This is a genomic window from Saccharopolyspora sp. NPDC002376 (assembly GCF_053593195.1).
In genome coordinates this window covers 218049-235729 of record NZ_JBSFBZ010000002.1, presented here as the reverse complement: position 1 = coordinate 235729, position 17681 = coordinate 218049, and the positions used below count along the sequence as shown (strand labels likewise).

General features: G+C 68.9%; 20 protein-coding genes and 2 pseudogenes. 15 read left to right on the top strand and 7 right to left on the bottom strand.

Annotation, left to right across the window (positions count from 1 at the left end; translation table 11 throughout):
* Nucleotides 1-74: 74 nt before the first annotated feature.
* Genes ACWCO2_RS02865 through ACWCO2_RS02855 form a run of 3 tightly spaced genes read right to left on the bottom strand, consistent with a single transcriptional unit; the run spans nucleotide 75 to nucleotide 2509 of the window.
* Nucleotides 75-347, bottom strand: a complete 273-nt coding sequence (locus ACWCO2_RS02865; protein ID WP_450125983.1) for an HPr family phosphocarrier protein — start codon at nucleotides 345-347, stop codon at nucleotides 75-77.
* A 46-nt stretch (nucleotides 348-393) separates the two neighbouring features.
* Nucleotides 394-1656, bottom strand: coding sequence for a PTS transporter subunit EIIC (locus ACWCO2_RS02860; protein WP_450125982.1), 1263 nt, complete (start codon nucleotides 1654-1656; stop codon nucleotides 394-396).
* Between the two features lie 52 nt (nucleotides 1657-1708).
* Complete coding sequence (locus ACWCO2_RS02855) at nucleotides 1709-2509, bottom strand: GntR family transcriptional regulator (RefSeq protein ID WP_450125981.1); 801 nt, start codon at nucleotides 2507-2509, stop codon at nucleotides 1709-1711.
* A gap of 280 nt (nucleotides 2510-2789) precedes the next feature.
* Here ACWCO2_RS02855 and ACWCO2_RS02850 point away from each other — a divergent pair, with 280 nt between their 5' ends.
* From ACWCO2_RS02850 to ACWCO2_RS02805, 10 genes are all read left to right on the top strand, one after another.
* Nucleotides 2790-3026 (top strand): glucose PTS transporter subunit EIIB, encoded by a 237-nt coding sequence (locus tag ACWCO2_RS02850; protein ID WP_450125980.1) that lies wholly within the window; start codon nucleotides 2790-2792, stop codon nucleotides 3024-3026.
* Nucleotides 3023-3478, top strand: coding sequence for a PTS sugar transporter subunit IIA (locus ACWCO2_RS02845; protein ID WP_450125979.1), 456 nt, complete (start codon nucleotides 3023-3025; stop codon nucleotides 3476-3478). The genes ACWCO2_RS02850 and ACWCO2_RS02845 overlap by 4 nt, the downstream gene beginning before the upstream one ends.
* Before the next feature lie 158 nt (nucleotides 3479-3636).
* On the top strand, nucleotides 3637-4248 hold the full coding sequence (locus ACWCO2_RS02840) for a prepilin peptidase (protein ID WP_450125978.1): 612 nt from the start codon (nucleotides 3637-3639) through the stop codon (nucleotides 4246-4248).
* A 53-nt stretch (nucleotides 4249-4301) separates the two neighbouring features.
* Nucleotides 4302-5507, top strand: coding sequence for a chorismate synthase (aroC, locus tag ACWCO2_RS02835; RefSeq protein WP_450125977.1), 1206 nt, complete (start codon nucleotides 4302-4304; stop codon nucleotides 5505-5507).
* Nucleotides 5507-6031, top strand: a complete 525-nt coding sequence (locus tag ACWCO2_RS02830; RefSeq protein WP_450125976.1) for a shikimate kinase — start codon at nucleotides 5507-5509, stop codon at nucleotides 6029-6031. Before aroC ends, ACWCO2_RS02830 begins: the two co-directional genes overlap by 1 nt.
* An 84-nt stretch (nucleotides 6032-6115) precedes the next feature.
* Entirely contained in the window at nucleotides 6116-7222 is a 1107-nt protein-coding gene (gene aroB / locus ACWCO2_RS02825; protein WP_450126017.1) for a 3-dehydroquinate synthase, read from the top strand.
* Nucleotides 7219-7653 carry a type II 3-dehydroquinate dehydratase gene (gene aroQ, locus ACWCO2_RS02820; protein WP_450125975.1) on the top strand — a complete coding sequence of 145 codons (435 nt, stop codon included), beginning with the start codon at nucleotides 7219-7221 and terminating at the stop codon, nucleotides 7651-7653. Before aroB ends, aroQ begins: the two co-directional genes overlap by 4 nt.
* Before the next feature lie 42 nt (nucleotides 7654-7695).
* Entirely contained in the window at nucleotides 7696-9147 is a 1452-nt protein-coding gene (locus ACWCO2_RS02815) for a beta-xylosidase (protein WP_450125974.1), read from the top strand.
* A 310-nt stretch (nucleotides 9148-9457) separates the two neighbouring features.
* A complete protein-coding gene (locus ACWCO2_RS02810; RefSeq protein WP_450125973.1) occupies nucleotides 9458-9607 on the top strand; it encodes a hypothetical protein in 150 nt (49 codons plus the stop codon).
* Nucleotides 9608-9679: 72 nt separating this feature from the next.
* Entirely contained in the window at nucleotides 9680-10369 is a 690-nt protein-coding gene (locus tag ACWCO2_RS02805) for a DUF4232 domain-containing protein (protein WP_450125972.1), read from the top strand.
* A 60-nt stretch (nucleotides 10370-10429) separates the two neighbouring features.
* Here the strand turns inward: ACWCO2_RS02805 and ACWCO2_RS02800 are convergent.
* Nucleotides 10430-11029 (bottom strand): annotated as a pseudogene (locus ACWCO2_RS02800) (GlxA family transcriptional regulator); the annotation flags it as partial.
* An 11-nt stretch (nucleotides 11030-11040) separates the two neighbouring features.
* Here ACWCO2_RS02800 and ACWCO2_RS02795 point away from each other — a divergent pair.
* Nucleotides 11041-11676: pseudogene (locus ACWCO2_RS02795) on the top strand (MFS transporter); the annotation flags it as partial.
* On the opposite strand, the gene ACWCO2_RS02790 reads toward ACWCO2_RS02795, so the two are convergent.
* Nucleotides 11651-12823 carry a beta-1,3-glucanase family protein gene (locus ACWCO2_RS02790; protein WP_450125971.1) on the bottom strand — a complete coding sequence of 391 codons (1173 nt, stop codon included), beginning with the start codon at nucleotides 12821-12823 and terminating at the stop codon, nucleotides 11651-11653. The pseudogene ACWCO2_RS02795 and the gene ACWCO2_RS02790 overlap by 26 nt on opposite strands.
* 331 nt (nucleotides 12824-13154) lie before the next feature.
* Between ACWCO2_RS02790 and ACWCO2_RS02785 the strand changes: the two genes are divergently transcribed.
* On the top strand, nucleotides 13155-13811 hold the full coding sequence (locus ACWCO2_RS02785) for a spermidine synthase (RefSeq protein WP_450125970.1): 657 nt from the start codon (nucleotides 13155-13157) through the stop codon (nucleotides 13809-13811).
* On the opposite strand, the gene ACWCO2_RS02780 is transcribed toward ACWCO2_RS02785, so the two are convergent.
* The gene (locus tag ACWCO2_RS02780; RefSeq protein ID WP_450125969.1) at nucleotides 13812-14327 is read right to left on the bottom strand and encodes a methylated-DNA--[protein]-cysteine S-methyltransferase; all 516 of its coding nucleotides are present in this window, start codon (nucleotides 14325-14327) and stop codon (nucleotides 13812-13814) included. It lies immediately after the preceding gene.
* Nucleotides 14328-14440: 113 nt separating this feature from the next.
* Between ACWCO2_RS02780 and ACWCO2_RS02775 the strand changes: the two genes are divergently transcribed.
* From ACWCO2_RS02775 to nusB, 3 genes are all read left to right on the top strand, one after another.
* A complete protein-coding gene (locus ACWCO2_RS02775) occupies nucleotides 14441-15550 on the top strand; it encodes a M24 family metallopeptidase (RefSeq protein ID WP_450125968.1) in 1110 nt (369 codons plus the stop codon).
* Between the two features lie 83 nt (nucleotides 15551-15633).
* Nucleotides 15634-16200, top strand: a complete 567-nt coding sequence (efp, locus tag ACWCO2_RS02770) for an elongation factor P (RefSeq protein WP_450125967.1) — start codon at nucleotides 15634-15636, stop codon at nucleotides 16198-16200.
* A gap of 42 nt (nucleotides 16201-16242) precedes the next feature.
* Complete coding sequence (nusB, locus tag ACWCO2_RS02765; RefSeq protein WP_450125966.1) at nucleotides 16243-16665, top strand: transcription antitermination factor NusB; 423 nt, start codon at nucleotides 16243-16245, stop codon at nucleotides 16663-16665.
* 334 nt (nucleotides 16666-16999) lie between these two features.
* On the opposite strand, the gene bldD is transcribed toward nusB, so the two are convergent.
* Nucleotides 17000-17488, bottom strand: a complete 489-nt coding sequence (gene bldD, locus ACWCO2_RS02760) for a transcriptional regulator BldD (protein WP_010311046.1) — start codon at nucleotides 17486-17488, stop codon at nucleotides 17000-17002.
* Nucleotides 17489-17681: the final 193 nt, after the last annotated feature.

Sequence of the window (17681 nt, the reverse complement as noted above, 5' to 3'; positions counted from 1 at the left end):
GAAACTGTGGCCTGGAAACGAGAACGGCTCCTTCGCGAATGTGCGGAGGAGCCGTTGTCGTCAGGGGCTTGGGGTCAGTTGGCGTTGTCCAGGTCGGAGGCGACCAGCTGGGCAACGTGGTCCAGGGCTGCTTCGGCGCCGTCGCCGGTTGCTTCCAGAACCACCTCGTCGCCGAAGGCCGCACCCAGCGTCATCAGGCCGAGAATGCTGCCCGCCTCGACCGGCTCGGCGCCGTCCTTGCGGATGGTGATCTTCACCGGCTGCGCCGAGGCGGCCTTCGCCACCAGGGCCGCGGGCCTGGCGTGCAGACCCACCTTGCTGGCCACGGTGACCCGTCGCTCGAACATTGAGCTCTCCGTTCGTCGGGGGATGGGGGAAGGTGTGCGCCGGGGATCAGGTCTGGTCGGGGCCCGACTTGGCCTTCCCATCGGCATTATCCGCGCCGTTCTCGGCCACGTCGTTGTCGTCCTCCTCACGACCCGGCGTGCGCAGGTTCCACTTCGTGATCACGAACCGGAACACGAAGTAGTAGATGACCGCGTAGCCGAGGCCGATCGGGATCAGCCACAGCGAGTTCTTCGAGATGCCGAAGTTGAGCACGTAGTCGATGGCGCCCGCGGAGAAGCCGAACCCGCTGTGGATGTCCAGGAAGTTGACCAGCGCGTGGGCGCTACCGGTGAGCAGCGCGTGGACCAGCAGCAGCGGCCAGGCCACGAAGATGAACGAGAACTCCAGCGGCTCGGTGATGCCGGTGAGGAACGCGGTCAGCGCGGTCGAGATCATCACGCCGCCGACGATCTTGCGCTGTGAGGGCTTGGCGCACTGCCAGATGGCCAGCGCGGCGGCCGGCAGGGCGAACATGAAGATCGGGAAGAAACCGGTCATGAAGGTGCCCGCGGTGGGGTCACCCGCGAAGAAGCGGGAGATGTCGCCCTTCTCGCCGTGGTAGTCGCCGAAGAGGAACCAGACCACGTTGTTCGGGATGTGGTGCAGGCCGAACGGCAGCAGCAGCCGGTTGACCGCGCCGTAGATGCCGCTGCCGATCACCGCGTTCTGGGTGACCGCGTTGCTGAAGGCCGTCAGGCCGGCGTCGAAGATCGGGTAGAGCAGGCCGAGGACGACGCCGATGACCAGCATGCTGACCGCGGTGACGATCGGCACGAACCGGCGACCGCCGAAGAAGCCCAGGTAGGCGGGTAGCTTGATGCGGTGGTACCGCTGCCACAGCCAGGCCGTTACGAGACCGGCGATGATGCCGCCGAGCACGCCGTAAGGGCCCTTGTTGTACACCGTGTCCGCTTCGGTGCCGGTGATCTTCCACATCACGCCGGACAGCACCAGGTAACCGACGGCGGCGGACAGCGCGGTGGACCCGTCGGCCTTCTTCGCGAAACCGATCGCGACACCGATCGCGAACAGGATCGGCAGGTTGTCGAACAGCACGCCGCCCGCGGCGCCGACCACGTCGGCGACGGGGAGCAGCCAGGGCAGCGAGCGCCCGAGCCCCTCGGCGCCGAGCAGGTCGTCCTGGCCGATCCGCAGCAGCAGCGCGGCGGCGGGTAGGACGGCGATCGGCAGCATCAGGCTCCGGCCCAGCCGTTGCAGCTGGGCGAACCCCTTCTTGTTGCCGCTCGCCGCCGTGGCGCTGGCACTCATCGGTTACCTCCTGTGTCGTGGACACCGAGTCGTCGGGGGATCCGGCTCTCCATCACGCGGGCCGGGTGGTCGGAGGGTGGTGGCCGGTCCCGCTCGGATCGCGGTCCAGCTGCATGGTCACCTGGTACAGGTCGCCGCGGTACCAGGAAGTCATGTCCTCGATCGGTCGGCCCTGTGCGGTGGAGATCCGGCGGAACACCAGGACCGGGCTGCCCGGGCGGACGCCGAGCAGCCGCGCGGTGTCAGCGTCGGCGCCTTCGGCCAGCACGGTCTGGGTGCCGGTCTCCAGGCGCACGTCGTAGTGGCGGTCCAGCAGGGTGTACATCGAGTCGGTCAGGTCCCGCTCGAGCAGGCCGGGCAGTGGTCCGGCGGGGTACCAGCCGCGCTCCACCGCCATCGGGGCGCCGTCGGCCTTGCGCAGCCGGTGGAGCCAGTGGGCGGGCTCGCCGGGGGCGAGGCCGAGCGCGGTGGCGGTGTCCTCGGGCGGGACCGCCTCGGCGGATTCCAGCAACACGGTCTCCGGGTGCATGCCGCGGCGCAGCATGTCCTCGGTGAACGAGGCGAGGTGCAGCTGGGAGTCCACGCGAGGCCGGGTGGTGAAGGTGCCCTTGCCGCGCACCCGCACCAGCAGTCCTTCAGCGACCAGCTGGCCGACGGCTTCCCGCACGGTCAGCCTCGAGACGCCGTAGCGGACCGCGAGGTCGCGTTCGGAAGGTACCGGTGAGCCGGGCAGCAGCTCGTCGCTGGCCAGTTCGCGGAGGATTTCCCGCAGCTGGGCGTGCTTGGGCGTCGGACCGTCGCGCAGCACGCTTTCAGCGCATCGACTGTCGTCTGCGGTTCCCCGCGCGGCCACGTTGCCTCCACCGGTCCTGCTTCTTCGCCTACACGGTGCCTTGTGGACACCGGTCGCTGGGGTGAAACATTGGCGGATCACCGCCGCGTTCGCCCAGTGCTGTTGACCGGCGGCACCCGGTTGGTACTGTCCGGTCTAAACCAGTCGGTTGCGAACAATGCGCCGTTATGCGATCGGGTGTCAAGAAGGCTCGGATTTCGTTGCCGCATCGACACCGAGTGGCGCAAGATCGTCGCGGCGCGGTCGATCCGCGTCGTTGGTTCGGAGGAAGGGAGCAGCGGTGGCTCAGGACAAGGCCGCGGCGATCCTGGCCGCACTCGGCGGCGGGGACAACGTGGTGGAGATCGAGCCGTGCATCACGCGGCTTCGCTGCGAGGTCGAGGACGGATCGAAGATCGACGAAGCGGCGCTGAAGGCGGCCGGGGCGCACGGCGTGATGACGCAGGGCACCGTGGTGCAGGTCGTGGTGGGTCCGGAGGCGGACACGCTGGCCGAGGACATCGAGGACCTGCGGTGAGCACCGAGGTCGGCAGCCCGGTGCCGGGCCTGGCCACCGGTCTGGCCGAAGTGCCGGACCCGGTGTTCTCGCAGGCCATGGTGGGTCCGGGCATGGCGGTGAAGCCCGCTGGCGGGCGAGCCGATGCGGTCGCGCCGATCGCCGGCACGGTGGCGACGCTGCACCCGCACGCGTTCGTGATCGCCTCGCCCGACGGCGCGGCGATCCTGGTCCACCTGGGCATCGACACGGTCAAGCTCAAGGGCGAGGGCTTCGATCTCCACGTCGCCAAGGGGGACGCGGTCGAGGCGGGGCAGCGCATCGTCACCTGGGACCCGACCGAGGTCGAGTCCCACGGCTACGCGTCGATCTGCCCGGTAATCGCCCTGGAGGTGACCCCCGAGGCCCTGGCCGACGTCCGCGAGGACGGCCAGGTCGTCCCCGGCGACACCCTCTTCATGGTCGACGCCTGAAGTTCCCCCCGATCAGGGGCTCGGTGAAGGGCACCTTCGAGCAACGCGCTCGGAGGTGCCCTTCGCTCGTTGCAGGTGGTGCGGGGTGGGTGCCCGACATGCGGGGGTTCGGTGGTCGGGTGCCGGGGATCTCGGGGCGTTGGGGAGATCGTGGGCGCATGGTCGTGATGATCGGGATCGTTGGCGGAGCGCTCGGGTTCGGTGCCGGGTGGCTGGGGCGGCTGGTGCTGGGCGCGGTGCGGCGGGGTGTGGTGGCGCCTTGGTTGTGGTGCGAGGTGGGCGTCGGGGTGTTGTGGGCCGTGGTGGCCGTGCGCGTTGTGGGTGGGATGCCCTGGTGGTGGGTAGGGGTTCCGCTGTTGCTGGGGTGGGTTGGGGTTTTGCTCGCCGTGTGCGATGTGCGGGCTTATCGGTTGCCGGATGTGTTGACGTTGCCCGCTTATCCGGTGGCGTTGGTTTTCGTCGGGGTTGCGGCGGTGCATCGGCCTGGGGTGTGGGCCGGGGCTGCGAGCGGGTTGCTGCTCTTTGGCGGTGTCTATGCGTTGGTGCGGGTGATCTCGCCTTCTGCGATGGGGCCCGGTGACGTGAAGCTGGCGGGCGGGCTGGGGCTGGTGGTTGGCGCGGTGGCCGTGGGAGCGGTGTTGGCCGTGATGGTTGCGGCGGCGCTTTTCACACTGGTCATGGCTTCGTGGCGGGGGCGCGGGGCGATACCGCACGGGCCTGCCGTGCTCGTTCCGGCGTGGCTGGTCACCGCCTTCGTTCCGTGGGCGTGAAGCGGGACCCCGGGCGGGTTCATCGGCGACCCGACGTGGCAGGATCTATAGGTGTGCTGCGCTGGATGACCGCTGGAGAATCGCATGGCCCCGCCCTGGTGGCGGTGTTGGAAGGCATGGTGGCCGGAGTCGAGGTGACCTCGACCGACATCGCGACCCAGTTGGAGCGCCGCAAGCTCGGTTTTGGCCGCAGCCCGCGGATGAACTTCGAGGCCGACGAGCTCGAGATCATCGGCGGCGTGCGGCACGGGCGCACCCAGGGCGGTCCGATCGCGGTCCGCATCGGCAACACCGAGTGGCCCAAGTGGGAACAGGTGATGGCCGCTGACCCGGTTGACGAGGACGTGCTGTCCTCGCTGGCCCGCAACGCGCCCCTGACCCGCCCGCGCCCCGGTCACGCCGACCTCGCCGGCATGCAGAAGTACGGCTTCGACGAGGCCCGCCCGGTGCTGGAGCGCGCGAGCGCCCGCGAGACCGCTGCCCGTGTCGCCGTCGGCACAGTGGCGCAGCAGTTCCTGCGGCAGCTGCTAGGCGTGGAGATCGTCAGCCACGTGATCAGCCTCGGCGGTGTGGACGCCGAGCACGACGTCCTGCCCGGTCCGGACGACCTGGCTGCCATCGACGAGAACCCGGTGCGCGCTTTCGGCGATGCCGCGACCGAGCGGATGATGGCCGAGGTCGACGCGGCCAAGAAGGACGGCGACACCCTCGGCGGCGTCGTCGAGGTGATCGCCTACGGGCTGCCGCCGGGCATCGGCTCGCACGTGCACTGGGACCGCAAGCTCGACGCTCGACTGGCCGGTGCGCTGATGAGCATCCAGGCGATCAAGGGCGTGGAGATCGGTGAGGGCTTCGCCAACGCGCACCGCCGAGGTAGCGCCGCGCACGACGAGATCTACCCCGACGAGGGTGCGAAGTGGGTCCGCCGCAGCAGCAACCGGGCCGGGGGCCTGGAGGGCGGCATCACCAACGGCGAGCCGCTGATCGTGCGCGCCGCCAAGAAGCCGATCTCCAGCCTGCCGCGCGCACTGGCCACTGTGGACATGACCACCGGTGAGCCGGCGCAGGCGATGCACCAGCGCTCGGACATCACCGCGGTGCCGCGCGCGGCGGTGGTCGCCGAGACGATGGTCGCGCTGGTGCTGGCCGAGGCCGTGCTGGAGAAGTTCGGCGGCGACTCGCTGCCGGAGACCCGGCGCAACGTCGAGGGCTACCTGGCCGGTCTGCGGGAGCGCGCCGAGAAGCGGCAGGCGCACTGATGTCGCCGCTCGCAGTGGTGATCGGCCCGCCGGGCGCGGGCAAGACGACGATCGGCTGCTTGCTGGCGCAGCGCCTCGAGGTCGCCTTCCGCGACACCGACGAGGACGTGGTGCGCACCAGCGGCCGCGACATCGCCGACATCTTCGCCAAGGACGGCGAACCGGCGTTCCGCGCGATGGAGGAAGAAGCCGTCGCGACCGCGTTGCGGGAGCACGACGGCGTGCTGGCGCTGGGCGGCGGCGCGGTGCTCTCCGAGCGCACCCGCGAGCTCCTGGCCGGGCACCCGGTGGTGTACCTGTCGGTCGGGCTCGCCGAAGGCGCTCGGCGAACCGGGCTCTCCACCGCGCGTCCGCTGCTGGCCGGGGTGAACCCGCGCGCCACCTTCAAGGCGCTGCTGGACGCCCGGATGCCGATCTACCGCTCGGTGGCCGCGGTGGAGATCGCCACCGACCACGCCGGACCGGACGAGGTCGTGGCGCAGGTCGTGGCCGCGCTGGCCGCGCGCAGCACCGCGTCCAGCTGATGGAGACCGCCGGTATTCGCATCGGCGGCCAGGCCGTTTTGCGTACGCTTTGAATCCAGAACCGTCTTCACCGAAGGGACGATGATGACCGAGCCGGTGCGGATCGGGGTTGCCAGCCAGCAGCCCTACGACGTGGTGGTCGGCCGGGGGTTGCTCGGCGAGCTCGTCGATTTCCTGCGCGACGCATCGGTGGTGGCGCTGGTGCACCAGCCCACCATCACCGCGACCGTCGAGGCGGTGCGCGAGGAGCTGACCGAGGCCGGGGTGGACGCCCACCGGGTGGAGATCCCCGACGCCGAGGACGGCAAGAGCCTGCAGGTCGCCGGGTTCTGCTGGGACGTGCTGGGCAAGGTCGGCATGGACCGCAGCGGGGTCGTGGTGTCCTTCGGCGGCGGTGCGGTGACCGACGTCGCCGGGTTCGTCGCCGGCACCTGGATGCGCGGAGTGCGCGTGGTGCACGTGCCGACCACGCTGCTGGGCATGGTGGACGCCGCCGTCGGCGGCAAGACCGGCATCAACACCGACTCCGGCAAGAACCTGGTGGGGCTGTTCCACGAGCCGAGCCTGGTGCTCGCCGACCTGGCGACGCTGGAGGGCCTGCCGCGCAACGAGCTGGTCGCGGGCATGGCCGAGATCGTCAAGGCCGGGTTCATCGCGGACCCGGTGATCCTGCGGCTGATCGAGGCCGACCCGGAGGCCGCCCTCGACCCGTCCGGCGAGGTGCTGGGTGAGCTGGTGCGCCGGTCGATCCAGGTCAAGGTCGACGTGGTCGCCGCGGACCTGAAGGAGTCGCACCTGCGGGAGGTGCTCAACTACGGGCACACCCTGGCGCACGCCATCGAGCGTCGCGAGCGCTACCGGTGGCGCCACGGTGCCGCGGTCAGCGTGGGTCTGGTCTTCGCCGCCGAGCTGGCGCGGCTGGCCGGACGGCTGGACGACGAGACCGCTGACCGGCACAAGAAGGTTCTGGACATGCTGGGTCTGCCCACCAGCTACGACCCGGACGCGCTCGGCCAGTTGCTCGAGGGGATGAAGGTCGACAAGAAGAACCGCGCCGGGGTGCTGCGGTTCGTCGTGCTCGACGGGCTGGCCAAGCCGGGGCGGCTGGAAGGTCCGGACCCGTCGCTGATCGCCGCCGCCTACTCCGCGCTGACCGGTGGCGAGGCCAAGTCCACGGGAGTGTTGCTGTGAAGGTGCTGGTGCTCAACGGGCCGAACCTCGGTCGGCTGGGCAAGCGCGAACCTTCGGTCTACGGCAGCACCACCTACGCCGACCTGGTCGGGATGTGCGAGGCGGCGGGCGAGGAGCTCGGCGTCGAGGTCGAGGTGCGCCAGACCGACCACGAGGGCGAGATGGTCCAGTGGCTGCACGAGGCCGCTGACCAGCGGTGGCCCGTCGTGCTCAACGCCGGTGCCTGGACGCACTACTCGATCGCGGTGCGCGACGCGGCGGCGCAGCTCGAGTCCGAGCTGATCGAGATCCACATCTCCAACGTGCACAAGCGCGAGGAGTTCCGGCACACCAGCTATCTGTCGGACATCTCGACCGCGGTGGTGGCCGGTCTCGGCGTGGCGGGCTACCCGCTGGCGATCCGCTGGCTGGCCGAGCACGCGAGCGCGTAAGCGCGCCCGGTTCCAGGGAGAGGGCTCGGGTTGCGGAGGTTGGTGCGCAGGGCGGCCGGACTGGTCGGCGTCGTGCTGTTGGCCGGTTGCACGCAGGTGTCGGGCACACTCGGTCCGCCTCCGCACATCGAATCCGGGGCCCAGCCGGAACGATTGCCCGTCGACCTGCACGTTGGCGCTGATCGCAGCAGTGGCGGCGTGGTGGTCTCGGGTGGCTTGCCGGCGCCGTACAACTACGGGCCGACGGTGCTGTTCGACGGCGGTCAGCACCGGGTGTGGTGGTGCAGCCAGTTACCGGGAGTCGGTCCGCCCGGCGACGACATCCTGCAAGCCGCGTCGAGCGGCATCGACGGACCGTACTCCGCTTCCGGAGCGCCAGCGGTCCCGGTTTTCTCCAGTCGGCCAGGCGGTTTCGACGGAATGCACACCTGCGACCCGTCGGTGTTGAAAGTGGACGGTCGCTACTACCTGTACTACACCGGTGCGGCGGGCGACGACCACGCGCACGGCAATTCGATCGGGGTGGCCAGCAGCCCGGACGGGCTCGCCTGGCAGCGCGAGGCCGGGGGAGCGCCGATCATCACTCCGGCCGGCGATGTGCGGCGGGACAACACTTATGGCGCAGGGCAGCCGTCCGTGCTGCACCTGGACGGCTGGTTCTACCTGATGTTCACCGACACCACGGCCGCTGGGGCGGGTTGGAACGGTGCCGGGCAGTTCATCGTCCGGGCGCGTGATCCAGAGTTCAGCGAGCAGGTCGAGGCGTTGACCGGGGACGGTTTCCGTCCTGCGGGCGGGGCTCGGTCGCGTTCGGTGGTGGACGCCTTCAGCGCCGACTGGATGTGGGTGCCGGCGCTGGACGCGTTCGCGATCGCCCACCAGACGGCGGACGGTACGACGATCACCTTCTGGGACCGTGATTTCACCGGACACCCGTATCCCGCGGTGCTGATCCCCGGGCCGTGGCAGGAGGGACCGGGTCTGGTCCGCGGCCCCGATGGAACGGCTCCGGTGTCCACATCGGACCCATGTGGCACGGTTTCGCTGGACGTCCTGCGGGCCACGGCATCGCGACCCTCGCCGACCGACATTCGCCACTTCGGCATCGACGTCACCGGCTTCGACGGCTGCGCTACGCCTGACCAGGCAGCATCGGTTCTCAACGGCTTCGCCGTACCGTCGCCCTCGCGCACCGTGGACGTGCTGCACGATGGCGGAAAGGTCCGCATCGAGCGACGATCCGTGGCGGAGCTCCTGGTGATCAAGGTTCTGGACCGCCGAATCACCACAGTGGACAAGATTCCCGTGGTCGGAACCATCGAGACCGGTGCGAAGGCGCTGCGCGCCCCGAACGGAGACGTCGCGCTGCTGGACGATCGAGGTCGACTGTGGACAGTTCCGGCGGAAGTGGCGGCGGCCAACGACTCGCCGGTCACCGATGTCGCGCAGTCCGAGTGGGACTCACGTCCTCGAGGTGGAGATCTCCGCCGCTGATCCCGTTGCTCGTGCCCGCGGGCGTCCGTTCATTACAGTTTCAATTGAAACTGTAATCTCTCCCCACGGTGGATCACAGTTTCAATTGAAACTGTAGACGTCCCAGGGGCCCTGCCACTGATCGCTCCGTGGTGGAGGATGCGATTTCAATGGAAATCAGACGTCCAATTTCCATTGAAATCGCGGGAGTTGTCCACAGGTCACGGTGTGTCGTGATCTGACACGCCGGTGGAAGGGGGCTTGATGAGGTCGGCGACGCGGAGGTCGGGGTGGCCTGCACGATGATCCCCTCTCGCGCCCGGTCGAGCGGGTGCTCGACGACGTGGTCAACGGGTACATCAGCATCGCCGCAGCGCGGGAACAGTACGGTGTGGACGTTGAGTACGTCGGCGATCTCGATGCGATCGTGCGGCCACCGGAGTCCTACCGGGTTCGGTCGGCCTCGCCGAGAAAAGGTTGAGAGCCCGAGCAACCCTTCCGAGTACCGGGCGTCTACTGATCAGAAGATGCGGCAAGGAAGGGTGAGAACACGATGATTCGGGCGAAGTTCCTCGCGATCACGGCTGCGGCGCTGGTGGTCGGGCTGACCGCGTGCAGCCCCGGCGGCTCCAACGAGCAGAGCACGCAGAACAACGCCCAGCCGATCGTCCATGACGCCGCCTCCGACACGGCGGAATTGTCGTCCGGAAGCCAGAGCGGCGTGGCGACGGCGAGCTCTGCGGCCCAGCAGGAGAAGCCGAGCGGCCAGGAGGACGCCCGACAGGACACCTCTGCGGCAAACAACGAGTGCAAGGCCCGCGACCTCCAGCTGTCGTTCGGCGAGAGCGACGGCGCCGCCGGGAGCGTCTACCGGCCGCTGATCTTCACCAACTCCAGCGGCCGCACCTGCGTCATGCAGGGCTTCCCGGGTGTGTCCTACGTCGGTGGCGAGGACGGCCACCAGATCGGCGCTCCCGCGTTCCGCGACGGCAAGAAGGGCGAGGTGATCAGCCTCGCGCCCGGCAGCAAGGCCTCCGCGATGATCAAGTTCACCAACGTGGAGAACTACGACTCCGGCGAGTGCCGGCCGGAACCGGCCAAGGGCCTGCGGATCTACCCGCCGCACGACACCGCGTCGATGTTCATCCCGTTCGAGTACGGGCAGAACGGCTGCGCCAACCCGAACATGGCCAACGACCACCACCAGCTCACCGTCCAGACCGTCCAGGCGGGCGTTGCGTAGTGAGCCCGTCTCCGGGTTCGCATTGCGGGGCCGTCTGACTTCCATGTCAGGCGGCCCTCGTCATGACCGGAAGGTTCGGCGGTAGGTGGCTGGGCTGGTGCCCAGGCGGTGGCGGATGTGCTTGCGGAGCGAGGCCGCTGTGCTCAGGCCGGCTTGTCCGGCTACCGCGTCGATCGGGAGGTCGGTGGATTCCAGCAGGTGGCGGGCGTGGTCCAGGCGTTGCTGGAGGAGCCAGTCCAGGGGGCTGGTGCCGGTCTCGTCCCGGAAGCGCCGGGTGAAGGTCCGCACGCTCATCCCCGCGTGCGCCGCGATCGGCTCGGCGAGGTGTTCCAGCAGCCAGGCGCGGGTGGCCGAGGTGTCGTTGCCGTCCGGTTCCGGCAGCGGCCGCTCGATGTACTGGACTTGGCCGCCTTCGCGCCACGGCGGCACCACGCTGGAACGGGCGGCGCGGTTGGCCACCTCGCTGCCGTGGTCGCGGCGGATCACGTGCAGGCACAGGTCGATCCCAGTCGCCACGCCCGCCGAGGACAGCACGTCGCCGTCGTCCACGAACAGCACATCCGGGTCCAGGCTGCCGTCGGTGCGCGGCCCTTCGAGGTAGGTGCCGGGGATGATCAGCGTGTCCGGCGCGGCCAGGTGCTCCGGGCCGGTGCTGGGAAGTGCGAGAGCGGGGAAATCCGGCGGTCACGGCTCTGCGGTCGCTGCGCGACGCGGCCCGGACGCCCGCTTTCTGGTTGCTGGCAGGTGGTTTCGCGATCTGCGGGGCGAGCACGAACGGTTTGGTCAACACGCATTTCGTGCCCGCCGCGCACGATCACGGCATGCCGACGACCGTGGCTGCCGGACTGCTGGCCGTGATCGGCGTCTTTGACGTGCTGGGCACTGTGCTGTCCGGCTGGCTCACCGACAAGGTCAACCCGCGGCTGCTGCTGGCCGCCTACTACACGCTGCGCGGGATCTCGCTGTTCGTGCTGCCGCAGCTGTTCGCGCCCTCGGTGGAGGCGAACATGGTGCTGTTCGTGGTGTTCTACGGCCTGGACTGGGTGGCCACCGTGCCCCCGACGATGGCGCTGTGCCGGGAGCACTTCGGGCCGCGCGCGTCGGTGGTGTTCGGCTGGGTCTTCGCCTCCCACCAGATCGGCGCGGCCGCTATCGCGAGTATCGCGGGCGTGGTGCGCGACCAGTTCGGCGACTACGCCGCGGCCTGGTGCGGCGCCGGTCTGCTGTGCCTGCTGGCGACGGCCTTCTCGGTGTCGATCCGGCGCCGGGTGCCGGAACCGGTCACCACGGGGTCAGTGTCACGATGATCGACGTCGGCGCGCCGTCCTGGACGTAGGAGGCGAACCCGGCCACGTCGTCGAAGGCGAAGCCGTAGGCCTTGCCGTCCTCGGTGTTCTCATGCATCACCTTCGAGTAGTGGTTGGTGATGTCGTGCTGGTAGAAGCCGCCCGGGTCGGTGCCCGGCTGGTCGGCGGAGTCCAGCAGTATCGAGCGGTTGAAACCGGCCCCGAGGATCGCCGCGACCGGGCCGGTGATGCCGTCGTTCGGGGCGGCCAGCGCGCCGTCGCAGAACAGCACGTCCCTTGTGGACGGTCTGCCGATGGGCTGCACGCCGCCGTCGAACTGGAAGCTGTCACCGGAGATCTGGCCGGTGAAGACCTTGCCGTTGTCGGTGTCGACCCGCAGCTGGGTGCCCTGGTACTTCGACCAGACCTCGTCGATGTAGGAGTCGAAGTAGGTGTCCGGGAACTTGCCGAGGTCCAGGCCGTGGCCCGGTGCGATCACCCGGAGGTCGTCCTGGCGCAGCGCGGCGAAGTCGGAGTGCTCGGCGACGCCGTTGAGGATCCGCTCCCGGCCGCCGGCGGGCACCGTGCCCGTGGTCTGGTCCTCGGCGCCCTGCAGGTGGATCGACAGCGGCACGCTGAACATGTCGACCATCGTGGTGTTGCAGTACATTCCATCGGCCTTGAGCGTGAACTCGACCGTGTCGTGCAGGATCCCGTAGTTCGGGTCGTTGTCCACCCAGCCCGCCGGGTACTGCAGCGCGGGCTTCCCGTCGCCGCCGGTGACCACCTTGAACTTCAGCTTGTCACCGAGCGCGAAGTAGATGCGCCCGGACATGCTCGGCAGGTTCAACGTCGTGTCGCCGTTGCCCTGCAACGGGATCGCGTAGTCGGCGAAACCGTCGGAACCGTTGTCGGACTCCGAGACCGGTACCAGCTCGCCGTCCGGCGTGACCCGGGACTGCTCGCCGGTGTCGAGGTTCGTGCCGACGACGTAGACGTGAATCGAGGCGTTGTCGAACTGCCCGCTCTGGTTGACGATCGTCAACGGCAGGGGAACGTCCGGGGCGCGGCGACCGGCGAACGCGGGGGAGGAGGCCAAGCCGCCGAGGACGGGAACGGCGAGGGCGGCGGCGGAGACACCGCCGAGGAAGGATCGTCTGCTGAGCACGGTGCATCACCTTCGGTTCATCGGGTTCGGAGCGGCCCAATTCTGGGAGCGTCCACATCGGCCGTGAATAGTCCGAACCGCCGCCGCGCACTGCCCGAACCAGCCCAGCCGGCGAGTCATTTCCGGACAACGCCGAGCTTCCGGCGTTTCGGATGAACCGGGGGATAACCCTACGCCGATTCCCGCATTTCCCGAACCCCGCGGAAATCCCGCCAGCAGCGCCTGCTCCCACGGCCCCCAGCCCAGCCGTCGGCGTCAACCCAGGGAGGGTAGCTCGGGTGGGTGTGAGGGGGTTCGGGGTGGGGTTGAGGGGTTGGTTAACGTTGCCTTGATGGCTGAATTTGTTGCGCGCGGGAAAACGGAGCGTGGCGAACTCGCGTTGTTGCGCCGGGGCGATTCGCTGGAGCTCCGGGTCAACGGCGTGTTCGTCATGGACACCGCGCACACCGAAACCGAACGGGAACTCGCCACCGCCACGCTGCGCGTGGTGGACGGGGCAGATCTGCGGGTGCTGATCGGTGGGCTCGGCCTGGGGTTCACGCTGCGGGAGGTGCTGGCCGATCCGCGGGTGCGCGAGGCGCACGTCGTCGAGATCGAACCGGATCTGGTCACCTGGCACCGCGACGGCCTCGTGCCGGAAACCACCGCGGCGATCCGCGACGACCGGGTGCGCTGCCACGCCGGCGACGTGGCCGAGGTGATCGCCGCGCAGCCGTCGGAAAGCTTCGACATCGTGCTGCTCGATGTGGACAACGGTCCCGATTTCCTCGTCTACGACGCCAACTCCGCGATCTACCGCAGTGAATTCCTCACGCGTGGCAAGGAAAAGCTGGTCGCCGGTGGCACGCTGGCGATCTGGTCGGCCGACACCTCACCGGAGTTGCGGGCCGCGCTGCACGAGGTTTTCGGCAACTGCGAGGAACTGGCGATCCCGGTGCTGCTCGGCCAGCACGAGACGACCTACCACCTGTTCCTGTCCGTCCGGTAGCTACAGGAGGTCGAGCTCCAGCAGGCTCGGTTCCAGGATCTCCTCCAGCACGAGCAGCCGGCGCTTGGCCTCCAGGCCTGGCCCGAATCCGCCGAGCCCGCCGCCGCTGGCCAGCACCCGGTGGCACGGCACGATCACCGGAAACGGGTTGCTGCCCATGATCGTCCCGACCGCGCGCGAAGCCTCCGGCCGCCCGGACAGCTCCGCCAGCTGCTTGTAGCTCACCGTCTCCCCGAACGGCACCAGCTCGAACAGGGTGCGCAGCACGTGCAGCCGTAAGCCCTGCAGCGGCTCCCACTCGATCGGCACGTCGAACTCCCGGCGGCGCCGCGCGAAGTACTCGTCGAGCTGCCGAGCGGCCTCGACCGCCACTCCGGTGTCCCAGCTCAGCTCCTCGTCGTACTCGCCGAGCACCGCGTCCGGTCCGGCGAAGGCCACCTGGCGAACCCCGGACGCACCGGCCACCACGGTCAGCTCGCCGACCGGGCTCGCCACCACGCTCCACGACAGCGACATGTCAGAACCCTAGCGCCCTGCACCGACAACGCCTGCGCACAAGCTCGTGGCGGCTTCCCGCCGACCTCGTTCTGACCAGGTCCGTTCACCGGTTCGCGGGTTAGGCTCCCGACATGTCCGAAGCGCACTCCCACCGACGGCAAGCCCTCCGCGACCGCCTGCGCGAGCAGGAGCTGGACGCGCTGCTGGTGACCGATCTGCTCAACATCCGCTACCTCACCGGCTTCACCGGGTCCAACGCCGCGCTGGTGGTGCACGCCGCCGACGAGCAGGGTGCCGAGTCGCGGACGGTGTTCTGCACCGACGGCCGCTACCTGACGCAGGCCGCCGAGCAGGTCCCGGACCTGGACCGGGTGATCGACCGGGCCAGCGATCTGACGTTGGCCGAGCGGATCGGTTCGGCGGCCGCCGAGTACCGCCGCGTCGGGTTCGAGAGCCAGCACGTCACCGTCGACCGCCGCGACGTGCTCGTCGACGCCGCCGGGAAGGCTGAGCTGGTGCGCGCGCCGGGGCATGTCGAGGAGTTGCGGCTGGTCAAGGACGAGATCGAGATCGAGGCGCTGCGGATGGCCTGCGCCGCCGCCGACCGGGCGCTGGCCGACCTGTTCGAGCACGGCGGGCTGCGCCCCGGCCGCACCGAACTGGAGGTCGCCCGCGAACTCGACGGGCGGATGCTCGACCACGGCGCCGCCGGGCCGTCGTTCGAGACGATCGTGGCCGCCGGGGCGAACTCCGCGGTCCCGCACCATCGCCCGACCGACGCGGTGCTGGCCGCCGGCGACTTCGTGAAGATGGACTTCGGCGCCCTGGTCGACGGCTACCACTCGGACATGACGCGCACCGTGGTGCTGGGCAAACCGGCCGACTGGCAGCGCGAGATCTACGAGCTGGTGCGCACCTCGCAGGCCGCCGGGCGGGCCGCGGTGCGGGTCGGCACCGAGGTGCGCGAGGTGGACACCGCGGCGCGCAAGGTGATCGAGGACGCCGGGTATGGCGAGCAGTTCCTGCACGGCCTCGGACACGGCGTCGGGCTGGAGATCCACGAGGCACCGACTTTGTCGCAGCGGGGAGACGGTAGAATCAGCGCTGGGATGGCGGTCACCGTCGAGCCTGGCGTTTATCTGGCGGGGCGGGGCGGGGTCCGCATCGAGGACACGCTGGTCGTGCGTCCCAGCACACCGGAGCTCCTCACCTTGACGACGAAGGAGCTCGTCGCAGTCTGACGCACTCCAGGTGCGCCGACATCGCCGGAATTGCGATCCGGCGGAACACGCCCGAAGCCATCACCACAGGAGAAGATCCCCACGTGGCCACCACGAACGACCTGAAGAACGGAATGGTGCTCAGCATCGACGGCCAGCTCTGGTCCGTCGTGAACTTCCAGCACGTCAAGCCCGGCAAGGGCGGGGCCTTCGTGCGCACCACGCTGAAGAACGTGCTGACCGGCAGGTCCCTGGACAAGACCTTCAACGCCGGCGTGAAGGTGGAAACCGCGAACGTCGACCGCCGCGAGATGACCTATCTCTACAACGACGGCGCCGACTACGTGTTCATGGACCCGGACACCTACGACCAGGTCAACGTTTCGTCCGACGTGGTCGGCGACGCGGCGAACTACATGCTGGAGAACAGTCAGGTGGTCATCGCCCGCCACGACGACAACCCGCTGTACGTCGAGCTGCCCGCCTCGGTCGAGCTGGTCGTCCAGCACACCGACCCGGGCCTGCAGGGCGACCGCTCCACCGGTGGCACCAAGCCGGCCACCCTGGAGACCGGTGCCGAGATCCAGGTGCCGCTGTTCCTCAACACCGGTGACAAGGTGAAGGTCGACCCGCGCGACGGCCGGTACCTCAGCCGCGTCAACACCAAATGAGCGCCTGCCCGTCGGCCGCTGCGGCCGGGAAGATGGTGTGAGGTGGGTTCTCGGAGCAAGGCGCGCAAGCGCGCGGTGGACTTCCTCTACGAAGCCGATCAGCGCGGAGTCGACGCGGTGACGCTGCTGTCCGACCGGGTCGGATCGCCGGAGGTCCCGCCGGTCGCCGACTACACGGTCACCTTGGTGGAAGGCGTCACCGAAAACCGCGAGCGGATCGACGAGCTGCTCACCCAGCACGCCGAGGGCTGGTCCCTGGACCGGATGCCCGCGGTGGACCGCTCGGTGCTGCGGCTGGGCCTCTTCGAACTGCTGTGGCGGAGCGACGACGTTCCCCCGGCGGTGGCGATCGACGAAGCGGTGGAGCTGGTCAAGGCCCTGTCCACCGACGACTCGCCCCGGTTCGTCAACGGTGTCCTGGGCCGCATCGCGGGCATCAGCAACAAGCTGCGCAAGACCGTCTGAGCAGCGACTGACGCAAGTTCCATTGAAATTGGACGTCCAATTTCAATGGAACTTGCGTACAGGCACAACGAAACGAGGGGCACCTCCGGACCGAACGAATCGGTCCAGAGGTGCCCCTCGTGCATGTGATTCACACGATCGATACATGAGTGAAGGGCACCTTCCACCGACCAAGTCGACGGCAGGTGCCCTTCACTTGTTCCGTTCCCCCGTAAGGGTGAGGCGGTGAAGGGCACCTCTTGGCAGGGGCCCTTTACCGCGGTTCGCCGCTAACGGACGGAAGAAGGGCGCCTTCCGACGGGGTCGGGACGCCCTTCTGGTTATGCGGAAGTTCTCACTCCTCGCGGGCCGGGCGGGCCTCCGGGGGAAGCACGCCCCAATCGATGAGCTGCTCGGTGAGCTCACCTGGCGTCATGTCGTAGATGATGGCCAGGGATCGCAGGTCCTCGGTGCGAATGGACAGCACCTTGCCGTTGTAGTCACCGCGCTGGCTCTGGATGGTGGCCGCGTAGCGGGCCAGCGGGCCCACCTTCTCTGCGGGTAGCTGCTGCAGCCGTTCCAGGTTGATCACGACTTTGGTGGCGGGCTCGGCGCCGGACGGCACCCGACCCTCCGGAAGCAGTTCTGCGACCGGAACCCCGTAGAAGTCGGCCAGTTCGGCCAGCTTCTGCACGGTCACCGCACGGTCGCCGCGCTCATAGGACCCGACGACCACGGCCTTCCACCGCCCGCCAGACTTCTGCTCGACGCCGTGCAGCGACAAACCCTGCTGCTGGCGGATAGCGCGGAGCTTGCTGCCCAGCGCCTTGGCGTAGTCGCCCATGTGGCGTTTCTCCGTTCGTTCGCCCCGTCAGCCGATAGTGCCGACCGGGGAGCAAAGCTCAGATCGATACGGAGAGTAATGTTCGCTCGCCAGCGTCACCAGGTCAAGTTGGTCTTTGTTGGCATTGGGGCGAGTCCTGCCACACCACCCGGACGATTGACCGCTCAACCTTGATAGCGTACGAGTAAGCCCA

Excerpts from the sequence above, each read along its gene's own strand:
- ACWCO2_RS02830 (WP_450125976.1), top strand. The coding sequence starts at position 5,507 with ATGTCGCCGCTCGCAGTGGTGATCGGCCCGCCGGGCGCGGGCAAGACG.
- ACWCO2_RS02785 (WP_450125970.1), top strand. The coding sequence starts at position 13,155 with ATGGCTGAATTTGTTGCGCGCGGGAAAACGGAGCGTGGCGAACTCGCG.
- ACWCO2_RS02865 (WP_450125983.1), bottom strand. The coding sequence starts at position 347 with ATGTTCGAGCGACGGGTCACCGTGGCCAGCAAGGTGGGTCTGCACGCC.
- ACWCO2_RS02860 (WP_450125982.1), bottom strand. The coding sequence starts at position 1,656 with ATGAGTGCCAGCGCCACGGCGGCGAGCGGCAACAAGAAGGGGTTCGCC.
- ACWCO2_RS02780 (WP_450125969.1), bottom strand. The coding sequence starts at position 14,327 with ATGTCGCTGTCGTGGAGCGTGGTGGCGAGCCCGGTCGGCGAGCTGACC.
- ACWCO2_RS02840 (WP_450125978.1), top strand. The coding sequence starts at position 3,637 with ATGGTCGTGATGATCGGGATCGTTGGCGGAGCGCTCGGGTTCGGTGCC.
- bldD (WP_010311046.1), bottom strand. The coding sequence starts at position 17,488 with ATGGGCGACTACGCCAAGGCGCTGGGCAGCAAGCTCCGCGCTATCCGC.
- aroB (WP_450126017.1), top strand. The coding sequence starts at position 6,116 with ATGACCGAGCCGGTGCGGATCGGGGTTGCCAGCCAGCAGCCCTACGAC.
- ACWCO2_RS02775 (WP_450125968.1), top strand. The coding sequence starts at position 14,441 with ATGTCCGAAGCGCACTCCCACCGACGGCAAGCCCTCCGCGACCGCCTG.
- ACWCO2_RS02805 (WP_450125972.1), top strand. The coding sequence starts at position 9,680 with ATGATTCGGGCGAAGTTCCTCGCGATCACGGCTGCGGCGCTGGTGGTC.